Genomic DNA, 17,366 nt, shown 5'->3' with positions numbered 1-17,366 from the left:
CGTGACTCGACTGGTGATCGTGGATGACGACCCCATGGTACGCACCGGCCTGCGCCTCATTCTCGGCGGCGAGCCTGACCTGGACCTCGTCGGCGAGGCCGGGGACGGCCGGCAGGCCATGGGCGTGATCCGCGACCTGCGGCCCGATGTCGTGCTGATGGATATCCGGATGCCTCACCAGGACGGGCTGACCACCACCGAGCTGCTGCTGGCCCAGCCGGACCCGCCCCGGATCCTCGTACTCACCACCTTCGACGCCGACGACATGGTGCTGCGCGCTCTGCGGCTCGGCGCCGACGGCTTTCTGCTGAAGGACACGCCCCCACCGAAGATGATCGAGGCGGTCCGCACCGTGGCGAAGGGTGAGCCGGTGCTGTCGCCGAGCATCGCCCGACAGGTCATCGCCGCGGCCACCACAGGAGGCGAGCCGCCGCAGGCACCACGGGAGCTGGCGAAACTCACCGAACGCGAGCGAGAGGTCGCGATCGAGGTGGCCCGGGGCAAATCGAACGCCGAAATCGCCGGGCATCTCCACATGAGCGTCGCGACCGTGAAGGCGAACATCACCCGGATCTTCGCGAAGCTGGGGAGCGACAGCCGCGTCCAAGTCGCCATGAAGGTACGCGACGCCGGCCTCCTCTAGGGATCCGCCTATCTGGGAGGTAATCGACAGGCCGCGCCAGGCTCGGACAGGCTTGTGGCATGACCCGTAACGCCAATACCACCCGTGACATTGTGGAAGCACTGATGCGCCGTATCGCCGAGGGCGATCATGACCGTGTCGCCGAGTTGTTCGCCGAGCCGATCGACTGGCAGCTCGACTGGCCCGCCGAGGGGCATCCGGCGGTGCCGTGGATCCGGCCGCGATCGAGCCGAGCCGACGTGGCCGACCATTTCCGTACGCTGGAGGCCCATCACGTGCCCGAGCTGAACGGCACGTCGGTGGCGCGAATCCTGGTCGACGGGGCGGACGCCGTCGTCCTCGGGGAGATCGTGCAGACGGTACGGAGCAACGGCACCGCTTACACCTCACCGTTCGCGCTGCACCTCACCGTCGAGGACGGACTCATCACCCGCTACCACATTTACGAGGACAGCCTCACGGTCGCGCACGCCCTCAGCGCTCAGGCAACGGAGAGCCCGTTGCGCGCTCCGGCATCAGCGAACCGCTAAAGACAACCGCCCTTATCGGGCGATTTCATGCCATCACCGACCCTCAAGAGGCCGCCGCCCAGCCGGACCTTGCGGCCATGTCGGGTCATGATGCACGGCCTCAACCACAAGGTCATCAGGGCGTTCGCGGCTGCGCTGGCGGACGTGACCGACGAACACCACCGCCTGAAGTCCCAAGGAGGATGAAAGCAAGCGGACCGGGACGGAATCTATAGGCGTGGGTCTGTGTGGATCTTCGCCCACACCTTGTGGCCTACCTCATCGTCACCTTCGCACCCGACTTGGTCGGCGCGAGATCGTCTCGCTGGCAGTAGGAGCTGAGCGGTATGTGGTGGAACGGGCGTTCAGCGACCTGACGGCCTAATTGCACGGTTCAATCCGAAGGTGGAGGAAATCGGGGCTTACGTCGGCGGAACCTTGTGGTTATGATCGCTGATCATGGTGCGTAACTCGTCGCGCACCGCCCTTCGTTCTATCGGGGAGGCAACGTGGAGAAGTCAAGCCAGGTAACCGAGGACAAGAAGCCCACGAAGAAGATCGACCTCAAGATCAAGCGGCTGGAGAAGGTGGAGACCACCCAGCTCCGTCTGGTCGGCTGACCCCGACGAATACCTGGCCGGTCAGGCAGGACCTGGCCGGCCCTCCTGTGTTCTCGGCGTGATCTGGAAGGTTCTCGTGCACTTCCCTCGCATCAAGAGCGTCCATCAGCCCATGGCCTTGCCGGATGGTCGCATCGTCATAGGTCTCATGCAGCAGGGCATCTCCTCCGAGATCCAGGACGATGAGGACCGCGCGATCGCCCGGCTGATCGTCCTTATGGACGGCACCAAGACGATCGATCAGATTTGTGCCACCTTCGCCGAGACGCACCCAGATTTCGATGACCAGAGTGTCCGCGAGGTCATCGCGGGGCTGATCGACAACGGATTCGTCGAAGACGCCGGCGCGCCGCTTCCCGGCAACCTCACCCCGCGTGAGGCGGCACGCTATAGGCCGGCCAAAAACTTCTTCGCGTGGATCGACTCCACTCCGCGGAGCTCTCCGTACGACATTCAGTCCAAGATCAAAGATGCCAAGGTGTGCCTGCTCGGCATCGGCGGCACGGGCTCCGCCGTGGCGGCCGGACTGGTCTCCAGCGGTATCGGAGCTCTGCACATCGCCGACTTCGACACAGTCGAGGAACCGAACCTCACGCGCCAGCTCCTGTACACCGAACAGGACATCGACCGCCCAAAGGTCGACAGCGCCGTGGATCGGCTACGTGCCATGAACAGTCTGGTCACCGTGACCGGCAGCACCGTCAAGGCAGGCGCGTCCAATGACATCGCCGCCCTGATGGAAGACTGCGACGTGTTCGTCCTCTGCGCTGACAAGCCGCACCCGGACATCATGTTCTGGACCAACGAGGCGGCGCTGCGCACCGGCACACCATGGTTCGTCAGCTTCTACACGGGGCCGATGGCCGTCGTCGGATCCCTGATCCCACGCGAGACCGGGTGCTGGGCGTGCCTGCACCGTCAGGAAGACCGTCGCGAGCTCAACGCCCACGGCCGCTCACTCACCGAGGAGCGCCCGAACGCCGTGGTCGCGGCGAGCGCCAACATCAGCGGGCACCTCTGCGCGCTGGAAGTCCTGTATCACCTCGGCGGCCTGCCCACCCAGGTGCGCGGTCGGGTCTTCCACTGGAACTACGCCATGTGGGATCACTCCTACTACATCGACGTTCCGCACGACGACGACTGCCCCGCCTGCGGGCCCACAACGTCGTGAGTGCCGCACCACTCACTGCCGACAGCCACGTCGGCTTCCACTCGCTGATCGTCCGCCCGGACGACGACGACCCAGACGTCGTGGTCGTCGGCCGGTCAGAGATCGGGGAGTTCATAGAGCTGCCGGCGGCCTACGGCGACGCGATCACTCTCCTGGGCGCAGGGCTCTCCATAAGCGCCACCGAGGAGCGGATAGCAGCCGAGCAGGAGGTGGAGCTCGACGCCGCGGAGCTCGTGGAAGCCCTGGCGGATCTGGGATTCGTCCGTTCCGTCAACGGACAGCCGCTGCCGGATCCGGAGGCGAACACTCCGCGCAGCCATTTCAGCCGACTGACCGAGCTGCATGTGGCGTGGCTCTTCAGCCGGCCGATGAAACTCCTCTGGCTGCTGGTCATGGGCGCGGCACTGGTCACCCTCGCCATGCGGCCCGATCTGCTGCCGAACTACACGGACTTCTTCTGGGGCGACTACGTCGGCCTGACGGTGCTGGTCAACACGGTGATGATGTCGATCAGCATCAGCACGCACGAGCTCATGCATCTGACGGCGGCCCGGTCACTCGGCGTTCCCGGGCGGATCGGCTTCGGCACCCGCCTCCACAACCTGGTGGTGCAGACCGACGTCACGGCGGTGTGGGGCGTGCCGAGGCGATCCCGTTACCGGGTGTATCTGGCGGGGATGGCCTGGGATCTGTTTCTCATGGCGTCCCTGACCCTGCTGGTCGCCCACGTGGCCATGCCTCAGCCGATGAAGGCCGTCCTTCAGGCACTCGTCGTCTGCGTCCTCCTGAGCATTCCGTTCCAGCTCCAGGTCTACATGCGCACCGACCTGTACTACGTTCTTCGCGATCTGCTGCGGACCCGGAACCTTTTCGACGACGGGCTCGCCTACGCCAGGTATCTGCTCGCGAGAACCGTCGCGGGCCTGCGCCGCCGTCCCGCTCCTGTCGCGGACCCGACGATCGGGCTGGCCCCCCATGAGCGGCGGGCGACCCGCGTCTACTCCGTCTTCCTCGTACTCGGTGCCACCATCAGCCTCAGCTTCCTCGCCCTGTTCGGCGTTCCGATCGCGATCGCGGCGCTGGTGCACGCCCTCCTCGCCATCGCCGACGGCCTCAACGGCGGACCGGTGCTCCTAGCGCTGGACTCCGGGCTCCTGGTGCTCATCGAAGGCGGCATCCAGGTCCTCTTCGTAGTGACCTTCATTCGGGGCCACCGGCATTGGTTCCGTCGGCCCAGCACAGCCCCCGCCACCCGCTCCTCGTAGGGCGGCGTCACATGTCGATGCTCGATATGTCCCCGTACCGCCCCCAGCTGATCAGCGGCTTCACCGCCGTAACCTCAGCCTTTGAACCTCTCAAGTAAGCGACTTTGAGGTGAAGGGGATCGGATGTCCGGCGAGGGCTACCGGGTGCTGCTCCAGGCCCGCTCTTGGAGCAAGCGTCTCAGGGAGAAGGGCTTCACCTGGGATCAGATCGCTGACGTGCTCGCGCTCACCCACCAGGTGAGCCCGTTGTGGCTCTACCGGCTGGCACACGGCCGCACCGCGGCCGACGTGGTGGCCATGGTCAACGACGCCGACCCAGCGGGCACGGCTGCCCTGCGTGAGACACGGCTGTACGAGTTCGGGTCCTGGCCAGGAGGGGCTTGAGCTGGCGGAAGAATTCGGTCGCGTCCGCCAGCGAATCCCGGCCCGGTGCGCCCCTATAGCTGGTGAATGGCTAGGTATGCGCGGTTATTGCGGGTGAATGGCCTTAGAGCCAGTCGCGGCGCTTGAAGACCGTGTAGAGGATCAGGCAGACCAGGGCCATCAGCAGCATCGCGAACGGGTAGCCGAACGCCCAGTGCGTCTCGGGCATGAAGTCGAAGTTCATCCCGTAAATGGTGCCGACCAAGGTCGGGGCGAACAGGATGGCCGCCCAGGCGGAGATCTTCTTGACCTCCTCGCCCTGCCGGATGCTGGCCTCCGTCATCCGGGCGATCTCCTCGTTCTGCGCCTGGGTCACCAGCGTCGAGTTGACCAGCAGGATGTCCTGGAGCATCTGCCGGAAGGAGGCCACCCGTTCGTTGACCGTGATGGCGTGGTCGGCCACGTCACGCAGGTAGCTCTGCAGTTCCTCGTTGACGCCGTACTTGGTCGCCCCGACGATGAACCCGTCGATCATCCGTACCAGTGGCGTCGTGGCCCGCTGGAACTCGATGACCTCGCCCGACAGCTCGTAGACCCGCCGGGACACGGACGGGTCGCCGCCGAACACCTGCGCCTCGATCTCCTCGATGTCCTTCTGCAGCCCGGCGACCACCGGAGCGTAGCCGTCGACCACGCCGTCGAGGATGGCGTACAGCACCGCCTGCGGGCCCTGACGGAGCAGGTCCGGGTCCGACTCCATGCGCTTGCGTACGGCCTGCAGGTCGGGGGCCTCCGCGTGCCGTACGGTGATCACGAAGTTGGGCCCGACGAAGACGTGCAGCTCGCCGAACGCGACCTCCTCGACGTCGTCGAGGTAGCGGGCGGCGCGCAGGACGACGAACAGCATGTCGCCGTAGCGGTCGGCCTTGGGCCGCTGGGAGCCCACGATCGCGTCCTCGATGGCCAGCGGGTGCAGCTCGAACTCCTCGGCCAGCTTGGCCAGCTCCCAGTCCTTCGGCCGGTAGAGACCGATCCAGGCGAGGCTGTCCGGCACTTCCTTGAGACGTTCGAAGGCGTCGGCCAGCGAGCCGGGGTTGTCGACCCGCTTGCCGTCCTGGTAGATCGCGTTGTCGATGACGGTGGGCTGGTACGGGGCCTCTTCGCCGGCTCGCGGGTCCATCGAGTGCTCAGGCGCCGACTCGCGGGCGCTGCCGCCACCGCGTCCGAACCCCTTCATCCGTGCCATTGCCACCCCTTACTAGCCAAAGTCTCTATTCGCAAAAGGCTCTACTCGAGGTCGTCGAGTGCCCGCGTCGCCCGGTCCCTGATCGACTTGCGCCACATGGGCGTCCAGCCGAACAGCAGGCCGTGCGGCCTGCCCAGCGCCATCCGGGACCAGCGTTTGAAGTCGAAGTCGTCGTGGTGCCTGACGATCAGGCCGTCCTCGAACCTGAACAGCGCGTCGATGTCGTTGACCACTTCGCGACCCGTACCGGAGAAGGTGTAGCGGGAGGTCCAGCGCGCCGTGCCGGTGAAGTCGTCGGCCGTCACGCCGCTGAACTCCGACTTCAGCCCGTCGCTCACGCCCAACTGCAGCCGCCACATCGCCATCACCCGGCGCCGCCCCTCCACCTCTTGGAAGACCGGGTCGCCGAAGCTGACCTCCGGGTGGTAGCAACTCTCCATCGCCGCGTAGTCGGCGCGGCCGAGTGCCTCGTAGAAGGCGCGGATCAGCGCCACGTGCTGGTCGTTCACCTTGCCCATCAGATCATGCTTGTACCGTTATGCCAGCATACGGCCCCCGGTCAGTCGTCTCCCAGATCGAACGGGTGAAGAGCAGCCGGCCGGTGCGCGTACTAGTGGGGAATTGTCGGGAAATCTGTGCGGAGCACCATCTGCCCCACAGGAACCAGATCAAGCACCAACCTGTCGGAAAAGGCATGCGGTGCCAGCCTCGGCGGCAGAATCTTGTTCTATGAGCACGAGCGGGTCTTTACCTGGATAGGGTCATACCTCGATGGACAAGCTCTGGGCTCACCTGATCGAGGTTCAGCCTGCCCCCGACCCGTGGGTCGTGGTGGTCTCGGCACTCGTCGCGCTCGCGATCGTCAGTTTCGGCATGTCCTGGCAGCTGTCCAGGGGCCTGATCACGATCGCCCACGAAGGCGGCCACGCGCTGATGGCGCTGGTCACCCGGCGGAAGCTCGAAGGCATTCGCCTGCATTCCGACACCTCCGGCGTAACGCTGACCAGAGGTCGGCCCACCGGTCCCGGCATGGTGCTCACCGCGCTGGCGGGCTACCTGGCGCCGTCGCTGCTCGGGCTGGCCGCCGCGTGGTTGACCGAGCAGGGACGCATCACGTTGCTGATGTGGACCGTGCTGCTGTTCCTGGTCTGCATGCTGCTGCTGATCCGCAACCTGTACGGCGCGCTGATCCTGCTCGCGACGGGTGGCGCGGTGTTCGCCCTGTCGATGTACGCCCCGGACAAGGCTCAGCAGGTCGTGGCCCTGGTGGCGGTCTGGTTCCTGCTGTTCGGCGGGGTGCGGCCGATCATTGAGTTACAGCGCAAGCGGCGCAGGCGGCAGGCGCGTGACTCCGACGCCGACCAGCTCGCCAGGCTGACCATCCTGCCCGGCGGCTTCTATGTGCTCTTCTTCCTGCTCGTGGCGGGCGCGTCCGTGGTGGCCGGCGCCTATCTCATGAATCCGCTCTAGTCAGGAAAAATCACATTAAACTCGCCCGTGACAGGGGGGAGTACTGTGCTGCCAGTCGAGGACGCGCCCGGCTACCGGGTACTCGATCAGGCCGGCCAGGGCGGGTTCGCCATCGTCTACCGCGCCTACCAGGAGCGCCTCGATCGGATCGTGGCGCTGAAAGTCCTGTCCGTGGACCGGGTCGACCAGCGGACCATGCGCAGGTTCCAGCGCGAACTCCAGCTCACCGGCCGGCTCACCGGCCATCCGAACGTGGTCACCGTGTTCGACACCGGCGTGACGCGTTCCGGCAAGCCGTACATCGCCATGGACTTCTTCGAGAACGGTTCGCTGCGCGACAAGGTCCGCAAGGAGGGGCCGCTGCAGGTGCCCGACGTGCTGCGCGCGGGCGTGAAGCTGGCCGGGGCACTGGCCGCCGTACACGAGGCGGGGGTCCTGCACGGCGACATCAAACCGCAGAACATCCTCATCTCCCGGTACGGCGAGCCGGCAGTGGCCGACTTCGGCGTGGCCAGGGTCGTCGACTCGGCGGAGATCTCGGCCACGGCGCAGGCGTTCACGCCGTTGCACGCGGCGCCTGAGGTGCTGACCGGGCAGCCGCACTCCGCCTCCAGCGACATCTACTCGCTCGGCTCGACGCTCTACCACCTGCTCGCCGGGCAGCCCGCCTTCCACAGCCCGACGGACCCGTCGATCGCGCCGCTGATGTACCGGGTGCTGAGCGCGGATCCGCCGCCGATCGACCGCGCCGATGTGCCGCTGGTGGTGTTCGAGACGGTGCTGCGGGCGATGGCGAAGCAGCCGGAGGTACGGTACGGCTCGGCGCGCGAGTTCGCGCAGCGGCTGCGGCAGGTGCAGACGGAGCTGGGACTGCCGGTGACGGACCTGGTCGGGCAGGATCCCGGCCCGGTGCCTTCGACGGCTCCCCGGCCAGCGAACAACGCCGAGCCCCCGGCGCCCGGCCCCTCGACGGGCGCACACCTACCCGGGCCGGGTACCGGCGCGCACCTGCCCGGGCCGGGTACCGGCGCGCACTTGGCCGGGCCGAGTATCGGCGCGCACTTGGCCGGGCCGGTGACCGGTGCCTACGCGCCCAACCCGGCGGCCCAGGCGGGCGGCCCGCAGCCGACCGGTTACAGCCCTTTCGCCCCGCAGCCCTCGGGACCTCAACAGCCTGATCAGAGCCCATTCGCACCCCCGCCCTCGGGACCTCAGCAGCCTGGTCAGAGCCCTTTCGCGCCGCAACCGCCCGGCGCTCAGCAGTCCGGCTACCACCCCGCTGGGCTCCAGCCCTCGGGCCCGCAGTTCGGCGGGCCGCAAGCGACCGGTTCCCGGCTGAGTACGGACGGGTCGAGCACTCCCGCCACGGTCCCACCGGCGCACCCAGCGCAGACCGGCTCCTCATTCGGCGCCGCATACCCATCGCAACCGACGTATCCACCCAGCGCCTATCCCACCCCGCAGAGCCAGCCGGCAGAGGGCCATCCGGCACCGCAGGGTCCCCAGCCGGGCGGTCCCGCGCACGCGTCGAGGGGGCTTCCGTCTGGCGGTACGAGGACGTCTGGCAGTGCGAGGACCCGCGTGATGGTGATCGGAGCCGCCGCCACGATCGTGGCGCTCGCGGGCGCCGGGTTCGCCGTCTACCTCTCGAGGCAGAACGAAGCCCCCATGGCCGACCCACAACGGTCCCAGCCCCCGTCGACCACCGCCGAGCCGTCCGAGAACGTCGGCAAGGAAGCCCTGGCCGCGCTGGCCCCGCGCCGGGTACGCGTGGTGGCCGACCGCAGCACGCTGGTGGAGCTACGGTGGGCACTGCCCAAGGAGTCGGCCCGCTACCCGGTCGTGGTCCAGCGATCCCCGGCCAGGCAGGGCGAGCAGGCGATCACCGCCCTCCAGCCCGGCACCACCTCGACCCGCGTGACCGGCCTGGATCCGGACACCGGCTACTGCTTCCTGGTAGGCGTCCCGCTGCAGATCTCGAAGACGAGCAAGGTCGCCTGGTCCAAACCGACCTGCGTCAGGGGCGCGGTCGCCAAGAACGGCTAGATCGGGTGCCGATCGACACGCAGCACTGTGGCCTCGGTGTGCGCGCTCGACCTTCCCGGGCGTGCCAAGAACAGCCGCCCTCGACCCCAACCGCGAGGGCCGGATGAAGCTTTCATGGCATCCGCGCTGGTCGTCGGGGACAGACGGGAACGGATCTTGCGGCGGTGCGGTCGTTGGCGTCCAATTCACGGTGATCGCTCCTCGCGATTTCCGGCCCTTCATGAGGGGAGAACTGGTGCGTCGCCGAATCACCGCCTTGTCGCTTCTCGCGGTCACCGCTCTGACGCCGATCCTGGCCACGAGCACGCCAGCGCACGCCTCGTCCACACTCCAAGTCGTCTACAGCAACCTGCCCTATGACGTCTGCGTCAGCTTCGGCCGGTCGGGCCAGGAGACCGGACGCTGGCAGACCTGGTGGTGCAGCACCCACCAGCCCGAGAACCCGATGTTCTACACCTACGACATGTGGGCGTACGTGAACTGAGGCGTTCTCCCGACACGGGTGCTGCCGTCGCCCCATGGTGGGATCGAGCAGCACCCGCATCACCCACGCTTGCCAAAGAACACGCCCGTCTTGAAGAGATCTGACCGGGATGTAATGTTCTGCGCCCTTGCTCGCCAAGAAGGGGAAAGCCCCCGAGCAAGCGGAAGGCGCACTGGATGGCAGACAATTCATCGGACGGTCTCCTGCACACGATGCGGGATCCTGAGGCGTTCGAGGTCTTCTACCGAAGACACGCCGAACGCGTGAGCCGCTTCGTGGCCCGCCGGGTGACCGATCCGCACACGGTGGACGACCTCACCACCGAGATCTTCCTGGCCGCCATCGACACCGGGAGCACGTACAAGGCCGAGCGGGGCAGCGAGGCGGCGTGGTTGTTCGGCATCGCGCGCAACGTGGTGGCCTCCGAGCTGCGCAGAGCGGCCAGAGAGTTGCACAAGAGTGGCAGGGCGGCCGGACGGCGCACGCTGGACGCCGATGACATCGCCCGTTTAGAGGAGCGCGTCGACGCCGAACGGGCCGCCCGCCCGCTGCTGTCGGCCATCGCGGGGCTGCCCAAAAGCCTGAGGGCCGTGACCGAACTGGTGGACATCGACGGCCTGTCGGTCGCCGACGCCGCCATGGCGAGCGGGGTCACGGTCTCGTCCATGGGCGGGGCCGACAGCGCCTGTATTACGCGCCCAGGAACATCCCCGGCGACGACGGTGGCTCGGGCTGGCAGATGCAGATCAACACCAAGCTGTTCAAGCCCGGCCAGACCTTCGTCTGGACCCTTGCGGTCGATCCCATCGACGGAGGGAGCGAGACCAGCACGATTCTCATGCGGGACCCGGTGGCGCCCTGCGAGCTGGTCCCCGACGACGAAGAGCACTTCGTAGCGAAGATGCCCTTCACGGAGGACACCTCGCTGGGCCGGTACCGGGTGGAGGGCAAGACCGTGGGCGAGGTCCTGCCGGAGATCGAAAAGCGCGGCCTCAAGGTCACCTACCTGATCACCGAAGCCCCTCCCAAGCGCTATCCGGGCGACCCGTACCTGATGTACCCCACCAAGCAGAGCACTCCGGTGGGTGCGGACTGGTTCGTCTGGCAGGCGGACGAGCCGGAGAAGGGAGTGATCCGCCTGATGGTCACGCAGAAACTCCAAGAGCCTTAACCTCTGGCTTGGCTCATGTCGCGGGTTTCCGAGAGTCAACGTAGGAGCAGGCGCTTGCGGAGGCGGGTTTTGAGGGGCGTTCTGGCGCGTACGGCCTGGCGGACGGCGTCGCTGTGGCGCCAGGCCGCGTCGGCGGCCTCGTGGGCGACAGCGTCGGGGGCGTAGCGGACGAAGTTGGAAATATCGGCGAGTGGTCGGAGGTGGGTGGAAATGTCGGCTGGGTGCCGGGCTACCACGTCCTCGGCGGTCAGTGCCTGCTCCCCCTTCAGGCCGAGGTCGTCGCAGGTCTGCCACCAGGCACCGAGCACTCGCCGCTCCGCGCCCGCCACGTTCCTGCGGGCCCGCCTGCGCCACCATGGCAGCGCCATCGCCGCACCCGCGTACACCACCAGGATCCCCGCCCCCACCGCCGGGACGATCACCCACAGCGGCGGCCCGGCCGAGGGCTCGCGGCCGCCGCCCGCAGTGGGCTTCTGACCGGCCTTCGGCTTGTTCACGGTGCCCTGGGTGAACTCGCCCTCCAGTTCCTCGCTCTCCTTGAGAGCGGAGGACACCACGTCGTGGTCGTCCTTGGCGCCGCCGCGGCCGGGCGTGGGGTAGAACGGCCGCCAGCCGAGCTTGTCGAACTTGATCTCCGCCCACGCCATGACATGGCCAGATTTAACGTGGTAAATCCCGTCGGACGCCTGTCCCGGCCGGAACCCCACCACGACCCTCGACGGCAGCCCGAGCGTCCTGGCCATGAGCGCGAACGCCGACGCGAACTGCTCCGACGTCCCCCTGTGCGTGGTCTCCAGGAAGAACTCCAGGCCCTTGAGCGAATGCCCCGGCGGCGCGGTGACGTCATAGGTGGCGCTGGTGCGCAGGTAGCTCTGCAGCCGGTACGCCTGCTTGATCGGCACGTCCGCGCCCTTGGTGGCCTGCTGGGCGAGCCTGCGGAACATCGCCTCCTGAGGCCCGGCCGGGAACGCGGTCAGCGCCGGATCGTCGACCGGCGTGGCCGCGAGCAGGTCGGCCTTCGACGGCTCGGCCACCCGCGAGGTCACCTCGTACGTGAACCCCTTGGCCGGGCGGCTCGCGGCCAGCAGCGCCCCGCTTCCGGGATCGACGACCAGGCCGCGCACGCCGTCGACCTCGACGGGACGTTCCGCGCCGGGCAGCCAAGTGCCGGGCAGGCCGCCGAACGTGATCGTCTGGCGTACGGTCTGCGCCTTGCCCGTCCAGTCCCCCGCCGGCACCCGCCCGCCCGTCGGCTGGAAACGAGCGCCGGACGTCCAGCGGACGCCGTCATAGCGGTCGAGTACGGCCAGCCGCCAGTTGAGGGGCTTGGCCGCCTTGACGGTGAACAGGTCCCGGTCGGGGATCTGCAGCCAGGCGGACACGCGGTCGAGCGGGCTGACGCTGTCGACGCGTACCGGGGGCGGGAGTTCGGCGCCGTCGCGCGGGTTGTACGGCTCGGCGGCGATGGGCAGCAGCGGCCCGGCGACCAGGGCGACGGCGGCCAGCGCGGCGGCGGCCGGGATGCCCGCGAGCAGCCACAGCGCCGGCCGGTCGTCCCGGAGCAAGGCCAGGGCCGCGATGAGCACCACGAGGGCCGCGGCGACGGGCAGGTTCGAGCCCTCCCCGTCCACCCCGAACAGCAGCGCCACCCCGTACACCACGAGTCCGGGCACCGCGGCGGCCACGCGGGTCCTGGTGCGGGTCAACGTCTCGGCGCCGACCACGGCGGCGGCCCAGACGAGCGTGTGCACGAGGATCAGCAGCCGCGGCTCCGGCTGGGCGGGCAGGAGCGTGGTGAGCAGCGCCCGCCACGAGTCGGCCAGATCGCCGAACAGGCCGGGAGCGATGCCCTTGTAGAGCGGCACGGTCCCGGCGAACCACAGGACCAGATCGAGCACCAGCGCCAGCCAGAGGGGGCGCCGCCGGCAGAGCGCGGCCACCAGGGCGGGGACGGTCGCGGCGGGCACGACGGCCAGGAGCAGCTCGGTGCCGGGGAAGACACGATGGAACCCCCACCCACCGACCCCGGTGACGGCCGCCACCAGCGCCAATCCCCCCAGGCGCCGCCACGCGGGCTGCTTCATCGCCTGCCCCAGGCCAGCGGCAGCGCGGCCAGGTCCGCGATGGGGACGACCGTCACGCCGGGCGCGCTGAGCGGACCTGTCCCGATATATACGCAGATGATGCGGTCGAACCGCCGTCGTGCCCCCGCTGCTCGGGCGGTCTCGACCGAGTCGCCGGTGATGACGACCAGCGAGCCGCCGCGGGCCAGCCGCATCGCCTCGCCGACGCCGGACGTACCGGACCCGACCAGGGCGAGGCGGTCCAGCAGCAGCTCAGGGTCGGTCTTGGTCTCGGCGAGCGGCCCGTCGCCCGTGAGCACCCGCACGGGGAAGCCGGACCGGGCGGCGGCGACGGCGGCCGAGGCGGCGGCGTCCACGGCCAGTTCGGTGAGGTCGCGGGTGTCGAGGACGACCGTCGTGGTGGGCAGGCTGGCGTCGATGAGCTGGCGCACCATGAGCGTGCCGGTGCGCGCGCTGGACTTCCAGTGGACGTGGCGCAGGTCGTCGCCGACGACGTACTCGCGCAGGGTGTGGAAGGTGACCGTGCCGCTGGGGGCGTTGTCGCTGGTGGGACCCTCCAGGTGGTGGGCCTTGCCCGACGGGGGCACCGGCAGCGCGACCGTGCGGGGGCGGACCAGGAGCGTGGCCGTCTGGCCGTACCGCCTGATCCTGCGGGTCAGGCCGAACGGGTCGGCGCGGACGAGCAGGAGCGGGCCGACGGGGATCTCGCCGCGCACACCGGTGGGCAGCGGGTACGACACCGTCCTGGCGGCGTTCCGGGGCAGGCGGGGCAGGTCGACCGTGTGCTCGGCCGTGCCGATCCGGTCCTGCGCGCGCAGCCCCGACAGGCTCCGGCGGCCGAGATTGCGTACGTGAAGGACCGCGACGGCCGCCTCACCGCGCGGCACCTTGAGCGGAGTGACCTCGCGGTGCACCTCCAGCCTCGCTCTGGGGGCGGTCCAGACGAGGGCGGCGGCCAGCGCGAGCACCCCGCCGGTGGCCAGCACGACAGGCTCGGGGTAGCCGAGCGCGAACCCGGCCGCGTACAGGATCACGCAACCGGCGAGCGTCCCCCGGCCAAGCGGTGTCAGCACCTTAGGCCGCCTGCGGCACCGGCATCCCGGCGAGGAGCTCGCCGAGCACGTGCGCCGCGGTGACCTCGCGGAGTTCGGCCTCCGGGGTGAGGATCAGCCGGTGCGCGATGACCGGGACGGCCAGGGCCTTGACGTCCTCCGGCACGACGTAGTGGCGTCCGGCGGCGGCGGCCTTGACGCGGGCGGCCCGCAGCAGCGCGAGGCTGCCGCGCGGGGAGGCGCCGAGCCGCAGGTGCGGGTTGGTGCGCGTGGCGCCGCAAAGGGCGACGATGTAGTCGTAGACGGGGTCGGCGACGTGGATGCGGGTGGCGAACTCGATCATCCCTGCCACGTCCGCCGCGCGGGCCACCACGGGCAGCCGTTCGACCTGCGGCCCGGTGGGCATGCCCTTGAGCACCTCGACCTCCGACACGTGGTCGGGGTAGCCGACGGAGATCCGCATGAGGAACCGGTCGAGCTGGGCCTCCGGCAGCGGGTACGTGCCGTCCATGTCGACGGGGTTCTGTGTGGCGACCACCAGGAACGGCCTGGGTACGGGGTGCGGCTCGGCGTCGACGGTGACCCGGCGCTCCTCCATGACCTCCAGCAGCGCGGACTGGGTCTTCGGGGAGGCGCGGTTGATCTCGTCGGCGAGCACGATGTTGGCGAACACCGGCCCCTGGTGGAACTCGAACTTCTGGTGCGCCTGGTTGAAGATCGACACGCCGGTGATGTCGCTGGGCAGCAGGTCGGGCGTGAACTGGATGCGCCGCCACTCGGCGTCGACACTGGCGGCGATGGACCTGGCGAGCGTGGTCTTGCCGGTGCCGGGCACGTCCTCGATCAGCAGGTGTCCTTCGGAGAACAGGCAGATCAGGGCCAGCTCGATGGCTTCGTGCTTGCCGCGGATGATGCGCTCGATGTTCTGGGCCAGCAGCTGGAAGCGCTGGGCGAACTGTGCAGCGAGCTGCTGCGGTTGCTGCGTCTGCTCGTTGTACAACTGAGGTCCCCTATCTCAGTCGGTGCATTCGAAGAGCGGAGCCTCCGGGAAGCCGCCCCCGTCCGGTGTGGCCACCAGCGTGTCGTTGAGGTAGCCGTTGCCCGCCGACGACTCGATCCGGTTCCAGACGTCGCTGGACCTGCCGGTGGACTTGTCGGTGTAGGCCGCGCCCTTGACCTGGCAGATCACTGTCAGCGTGATGTACTGCCCCTTCGCGATCCTCCCCGTCTCAGTGCCGCCCGTCGACGGGCCGGGGCGGATGAGGGTGTTGTCGTCGTCGTTGCTGGCGTTCTGGTACTGCTGCTTCGGGTAGGCCAGGTCCACGTCCGCCGTGGCGGCGTCCTGGCTCTCGCCCGCGGCGTTCTTGGCCTTGAGCTTGAACTCGTGCTTCTGGTTGTTCTTGAGCCCGTCGGCGGTGAACGACGTGCCTTTGACGCTGTCGTTGCTCGCCGCGCCGGAGAGCACGTACGTGATGCCTTCGCCGCCGCTCTCCGGGGCGTCCCAGGTCAGCTCGGCGCCACGGTTCTTGGGCTTGGCCGCGAAGTTGGCCGGTTTACCCGGAGCCACGCAGGGCTTGACCCCGGCGCTGGGCTCCGACTCCACCTCGCCGCCCGACCAGTGGGCGACGACCGTGAAGGTGTACTCGCCGCCGCAGTTCCCCCCGGAGAACTCGAACTGGAACGGCCCGTCGGCGTCCACCGACTGCGGCGTGGTCTTGCCGTCGCCGCCGGACACCTTGAGCGTGTAGCGGTCGACCTTGCCGCCGCTGGACGGGCTGAAGTTCACGCTGACGTGGCCGGGGCCCGACTTGGCGCTGACGGCGCCCGGTTTGGTGGGCGCGCTGGGCGTGGGCGTGGGGGTCGGGCTGCGGGTGGCAGAGGAGGGAGTCGGGGTCGACGTCGGGGTTCTGCCGGGCTTGCGCGACGGCTCCGCGGCGTCCGTCTGGGTCGGCCGCGGTTCGTCCGTCCTGGTCGGGTCGGGTCTGGGGTCGGTGTTCGTCGGCTCAGGCCGTGGCGTCTGCTTGGGCTTGGGGGTATTGGTGGGTCCTGGTACGTCCGAGTCGTCCTTGTCGACGTCGTGCTTGCGGCCTTCGGTGTCGACGACCACGGCCTTGTCGCCGTTCTCGTCGTTCGCCCAGAGCAGGCCGTCCTTGACGAACACGTCGACCGGGCCGGGTCCCTGGGCCACCTGGAGCTTGGTGGGCTGACCGCCCGCCGCGCTGTCCCACACGATCAGGCCGCCCGTGCTGCGGTCCGGGACGTACACCTTCGAGCCGAGCACCTGCGGCACGCCGAGCGCGGCCGGATCCTTCACCGTGAACTTGGTGTTGAGCACCGAGTTCGACTCCGTGTCGACCACCACGAGCAGCCCGGAGTCGCCGGGCGTGAGCAGCGGCACCAGCGAGCCCTCGGTCGAGGCCGGGGCCAGCACGCCGCCCTTGGCCGCTTGGGCGACCTCCTTGGGCAGCGTGATCTCGCCCACGCCGCCGTCCTCGCCGACGATCGTGGCGGTCGCGGCGCGGGTGTTGACGATCACCGGCAGGCCGCCCGCGATCGTGACGGCCAGCTCCTCGCCCGGCTCGCCGACCTTGACGGCGCTCGCGGCGACGCCCTTGGTCACCGGTACGACCTCGCCCTTGGCGGTCACCGGCACCCACAGCCGCCCGCCACCGTCGATGCGGGCCGCGCCGAGCGGCCCCGGCAGCGACAGCGGCGCGCCGACCGAGTTGAGCGTGGCGGGGTCGATCTGCTGGACCTTGCCCTCCGGGTCCACCGCGTAGCCGACGGCGCCCGAGACGACGAGTTGCAGGCCGGCTGTGCCGAAGTTACGGGTCTGCGCGACGCTGAGCTGGCCGGGCTCGATCCGGCTGACGTAGCCGCTGCCGTCGTCGACGAGCAGGACGTTCGAGCCGTCCTGGACGACGCGCAGCCGCTGGGCCGACTTCTTGTCGAGGTAGCCGTCGACCTCGCCGGACAGGCCGTTGACGTGCACGATCTTGCCCCGGGCCTTGGTCCAGAGCCACGCGCCGACGTCGGCCAGTTTGGGCGTGGCGCTGGAGACGCCCACGCCGAAGACGGCCGCCAAGGCGACCAGGATCACGGCCACCGCGCCGGCGATCACAGCCGTGGCACGGTCTCCGCGCAGTACGCGGATACGCAAGGCGTCACTCACCCCGTACGTACGATTACTGAACGTTTGCCCCCGTATTACCCTGGATCACCCTAGCGTGCGGCGTGACTAC

The 17,366-nt window shown here is 68.9% G+C and carries 15 protein-coding genes and 1 pseudogene; 10 read left to right on the top strand and 6 right to left on the bottom strand.

From position 1 onward, the window contains the following. Position 1: 1 nt before the first annotated feature. The 5 genes from AB0H88_RS09540 (at position 2) to AB0H88_RS09520 (ending at position 4,592) form a co-directional block, all read left to right on the top strand. Positions 2 to 643: a response regulator transcription factor gene (locus AB0H88_RS09540; RefSeq protein WP_357642838.1), complete on the top strand. Its 642-nt coding sequence runs from the start codon at positions 2 to 4 to the stop codon at positions 641 to 643. Positions 644 to 702: 59 nt separating this feature from the next. Next, on the top strand, positions 703 to 1,173 hold the full coding sequence (locus tag AB0H88_RS09535) for a nuclear transport factor 2 family protein (RefSeq protein ID WP_357642837.1): 471 nt from the start codon (positions 703 to 705) through the stop codon (positions 1,171 to 1,173). Positions 1,174 to 1,830: 657 nt separating this feature from the next. After that, positions 1,831 to 2,943, top strand: a complete 1,113-nt coding sequence (locus tag AB0H88_RS09530) for a ThiF family adenylyltransferase (protein ID WP_357642836.1) — start codon at positions 1,831 to 1,833, stop codon at positions 2,941 to 2,943. Next, positions 2,940 to 4,208, top strand: a complete 1,269-nt coding sequence (locus tag AB0H88_RS09525; protein ID WP_357642835.1) for a hypothetical protein — start codon at positions 2,940 to 2,942, stop codon at positions 4,206 to 4,208. Before AB0H88_RS09530 ends, AB0H88_RS09525 begins: the two co-directional genes overlap by 4 nt. A gap of 123 nt (positions 4,209 to 4,331) precedes the next feature. Then, complete coding sequence (locus tag AB0H88_RS09520; RefSeq protein ID WP_357642834.1) at positions 4,332 to 4,592, top strand: hypothetical protein; 261 nt, start codon at positions 4,332 to 4,334, stop codon at positions 4,590 to 4,592. A gap of 103 nt (positions 4,593 to 4,695) precedes the next feature. Here the strand turns inward: AB0H88_RS09520 and corA are convergent, their stop codons facing one another. Then, positions 4,696 to 5,817 carry a magnesium/cobalt transporter CorA gene (corA, locus tag AB0H88_RS09515; RefSeq protein ID WP_357642833.1) on the bottom strand — a complete coding sequence of 374 codons (1,122 nt, stop codon included), beginning with the start codon at positions 5,815 to 5,817 and terminating at the stop codon, positions 4,696 to 4,698. 41 nt (positions 5,818 to 5,858) lie between these two features. After that, positions 5,859 to 6,335 (bottom strand): nuclear transport factor 2 family protein, encoded by a 477-nt coding sequence (locus tag AB0H88_RS09510; RefSeq protein WP_357642832.1) that lies wholly within the window; start codon positions 6,333 to 6,335, stop codon positions 5,859 to 5,861. 253 nt (positions 6,336 to 6,588) lie between these two features. On the opposite strand from AB0H88_RS09510, the gene AB0H88_RS09505 reads away from it, so the two are divergent. The 5 genes and pseudogenes from AB0H88_RS09505 to AB0H88_RS09485 all read left to right on the top strand — a co-directional run bounded on the left by AB0H88_RS09505 (position 6,589) and on the right by AB0H88_RS09485 (position 10,988). Then, positions 6,589 to 7,287 (top strand): M50 family metallopeptidase, encoded by a 699-nt coding sequence (locus AB0H88_RS09505; RefSeq protein ID WP_357642831.1) that lies wholly within the window; start codon positions 6,589 to 6,591, stop codon positions 7,285 to 7,287. Positions 7,288 to 7,332: 45 nt separating this feature from the next. Then, positions 7,333 to 9,333 carry a protein kinase gene (locus tag AB0H88_RS09500; protein WP_357642830.1) on the top strand — a complete coding sequence of 667 codons (2,001 nt, stop codon included), beginning with the start codon at positions 7,333 to 7,335 and terminating at the stop codon, positions 9,331 to 9,333. Between the two features lie 235 nt (positions 9,334 to 9,568). After that, entirely contained in the window at positions 9,569 to 9,817 is a 249-nt protein-coding gene (locus tag AB0H88_RS09495; RefSeq protein ID WP_357642829.1) for a hypothetical protein, read from the top strand. Between the two features lie 176 nt (positions 9,818 to 9,993). Beyond that, positions 9,994 to 10,419: pseudogene (locus AB0H88_RS09490) on the top strand (sigma factor); the annotation flags it as partial. A gap of 137 nt (positions 10,420 to 10,556) precedes the next feature. Next, positions 10,557 to 10,988 carry a hypothetical protein gene (locus tag AB0H88_RS09485; RefSeq protein ID WP_357643160.1) on the top strand — a complete coding sequence of 144 codons (432 nt, stop codon included), beginning with the start codon at positions 10,557 to 10,559 and terminating at the stop codon, positions 10,986 to 10,988. A gap of 35 nt (positions 10,989 to 11,023) precedes the next feature. Here the strand turns inward: AB0H88_RS09485 and AB0H88_RS09480 are convergent, their stop codons facing one another. Genes AB0H88_RS09480 through AB0H88_RS09465 form a run of 4 tightly spaced genes read right to left on the bottom strand, consistent with a single transcriptional unit; the run spans position 11,024 to position 17,296 of the window. Continuing rightward, positions 11,024 to 13,072, bottom strand: a complete 2,049-nt coding sequence (locus tag AB0H88_RS09480) for a DUF3488 and transglutaminase-like domain-containing protein (RefSeq protein WP_357642828.1) — start codon at positions 13,070 to 13,072, stop codon at positions 11,024 to 11,026. Then, positions 13,069 to 14,145 carry a DUF58 domain-containing protein gene (locus AB0H88_RS09475; protein WP_357642827.1) on the bottom strand — a complete coding sequence of 359 codons (1,077 nt, stop codon included), beginning with the start codon at positions 14,143 to 14,145 and terminating at the stop codon, positions 13,069 to 13,071. The genes AB0H88_RS09480 and AB0H88_RS09475 overlap by 4 nt, the downstream gene beginning before the upstream one ends. 1 nt (position 14,146) lies before the next feature. Next, entirely contained in the window at positions 14,147 to 15,124 is a 978-nt protein-coding gene (locus AB0H88_RS09470) for a MoxR family ATPase (RefSeq protein WP_357642826.1), read from the bottom strand. A 15-nt stretch (positions 15,125 to 15,139) separates the two neighbouring features. Beyond that, positions 15,140 to 17,296, bottom strand: coding sequence for a hypothetical protein (locus AB0H88_RS09465; protein WP_357642825.1), 2,157 nt, complete (start codon positions 17,294 to 17,296; stop codon positions 15,140 to 15,142). Positions 17,297 to 17,366: the final 70 nt, after the last annotated feature.

It is taken from the genome of Nonomuraea sp. NPDC050680 (assembly GCF_040654555.1).
Taxonomy (GTDB): domain Bacteria; phylum Actinomycetota; class Actinomycetes; order Streptosporangiales; family Streptosporangiaceae; genus Nonomuraea.
Note: the sequence above shows the minus strand (reverse complement) of the source record. Positions and strands in the feature narration are given on the sequence as shown.

Excerpts from the sequence above, each read along its gene's own strand:
- AB0H88_RS09480 (WP_357642828.1), bottom strand. The coding sequence starts at position 13,072 with ATGAAGCAGCCCGCGTGGCGGCGCCTGGGGGGATTGGCGCTGGTGGCG.
- AB0H88_RS09520 (WP_357642834.1), top strand. The coding sequence starts at position 4,332 with ATGTCCGGCGAGGGCTACCGGGTGCTGCTCCAGGCCCGCTCTTGGAGC.
- AB0H88_RS09485 (WP_357643160.1), top strand. The coding sequence starts at position 10,557 with ATGCAGATCAACACCAAGCTGTTCAAGCCCGGCCAGACCTTCGTCTGG.
- corA (WP_357642833.1), bottom strand. The coding sequence starts at position 5,817 with ATGGCACGGATGAAGGGGTTCGGACGCGGTGGCGGCAGCGCCCGCGAG.
- AB0H88_RS09505 (WP_357642831.1), top strand. The coding sequence starts at position 6,589 with ATGGACAAGCTCTGGGCTCACCTGATCGAGGTTCAGCCTGCCCCCGAC.
- AB0H88_RS09510 (WP_357642832.1), bottom strand. The coding sequence starts at position 6,335 with ATGGGCAAGGTGAACGACCAGCACGTGGCGCTGATCCGCGCCTTCTAC.
- AB0H88_RS09535 (WP_357642837.1), top strand. The coding sequence starts at position 703 with ATGACCCGTAACGCCAATACCACCCGTGACATTGTGGAAGCACTGATG.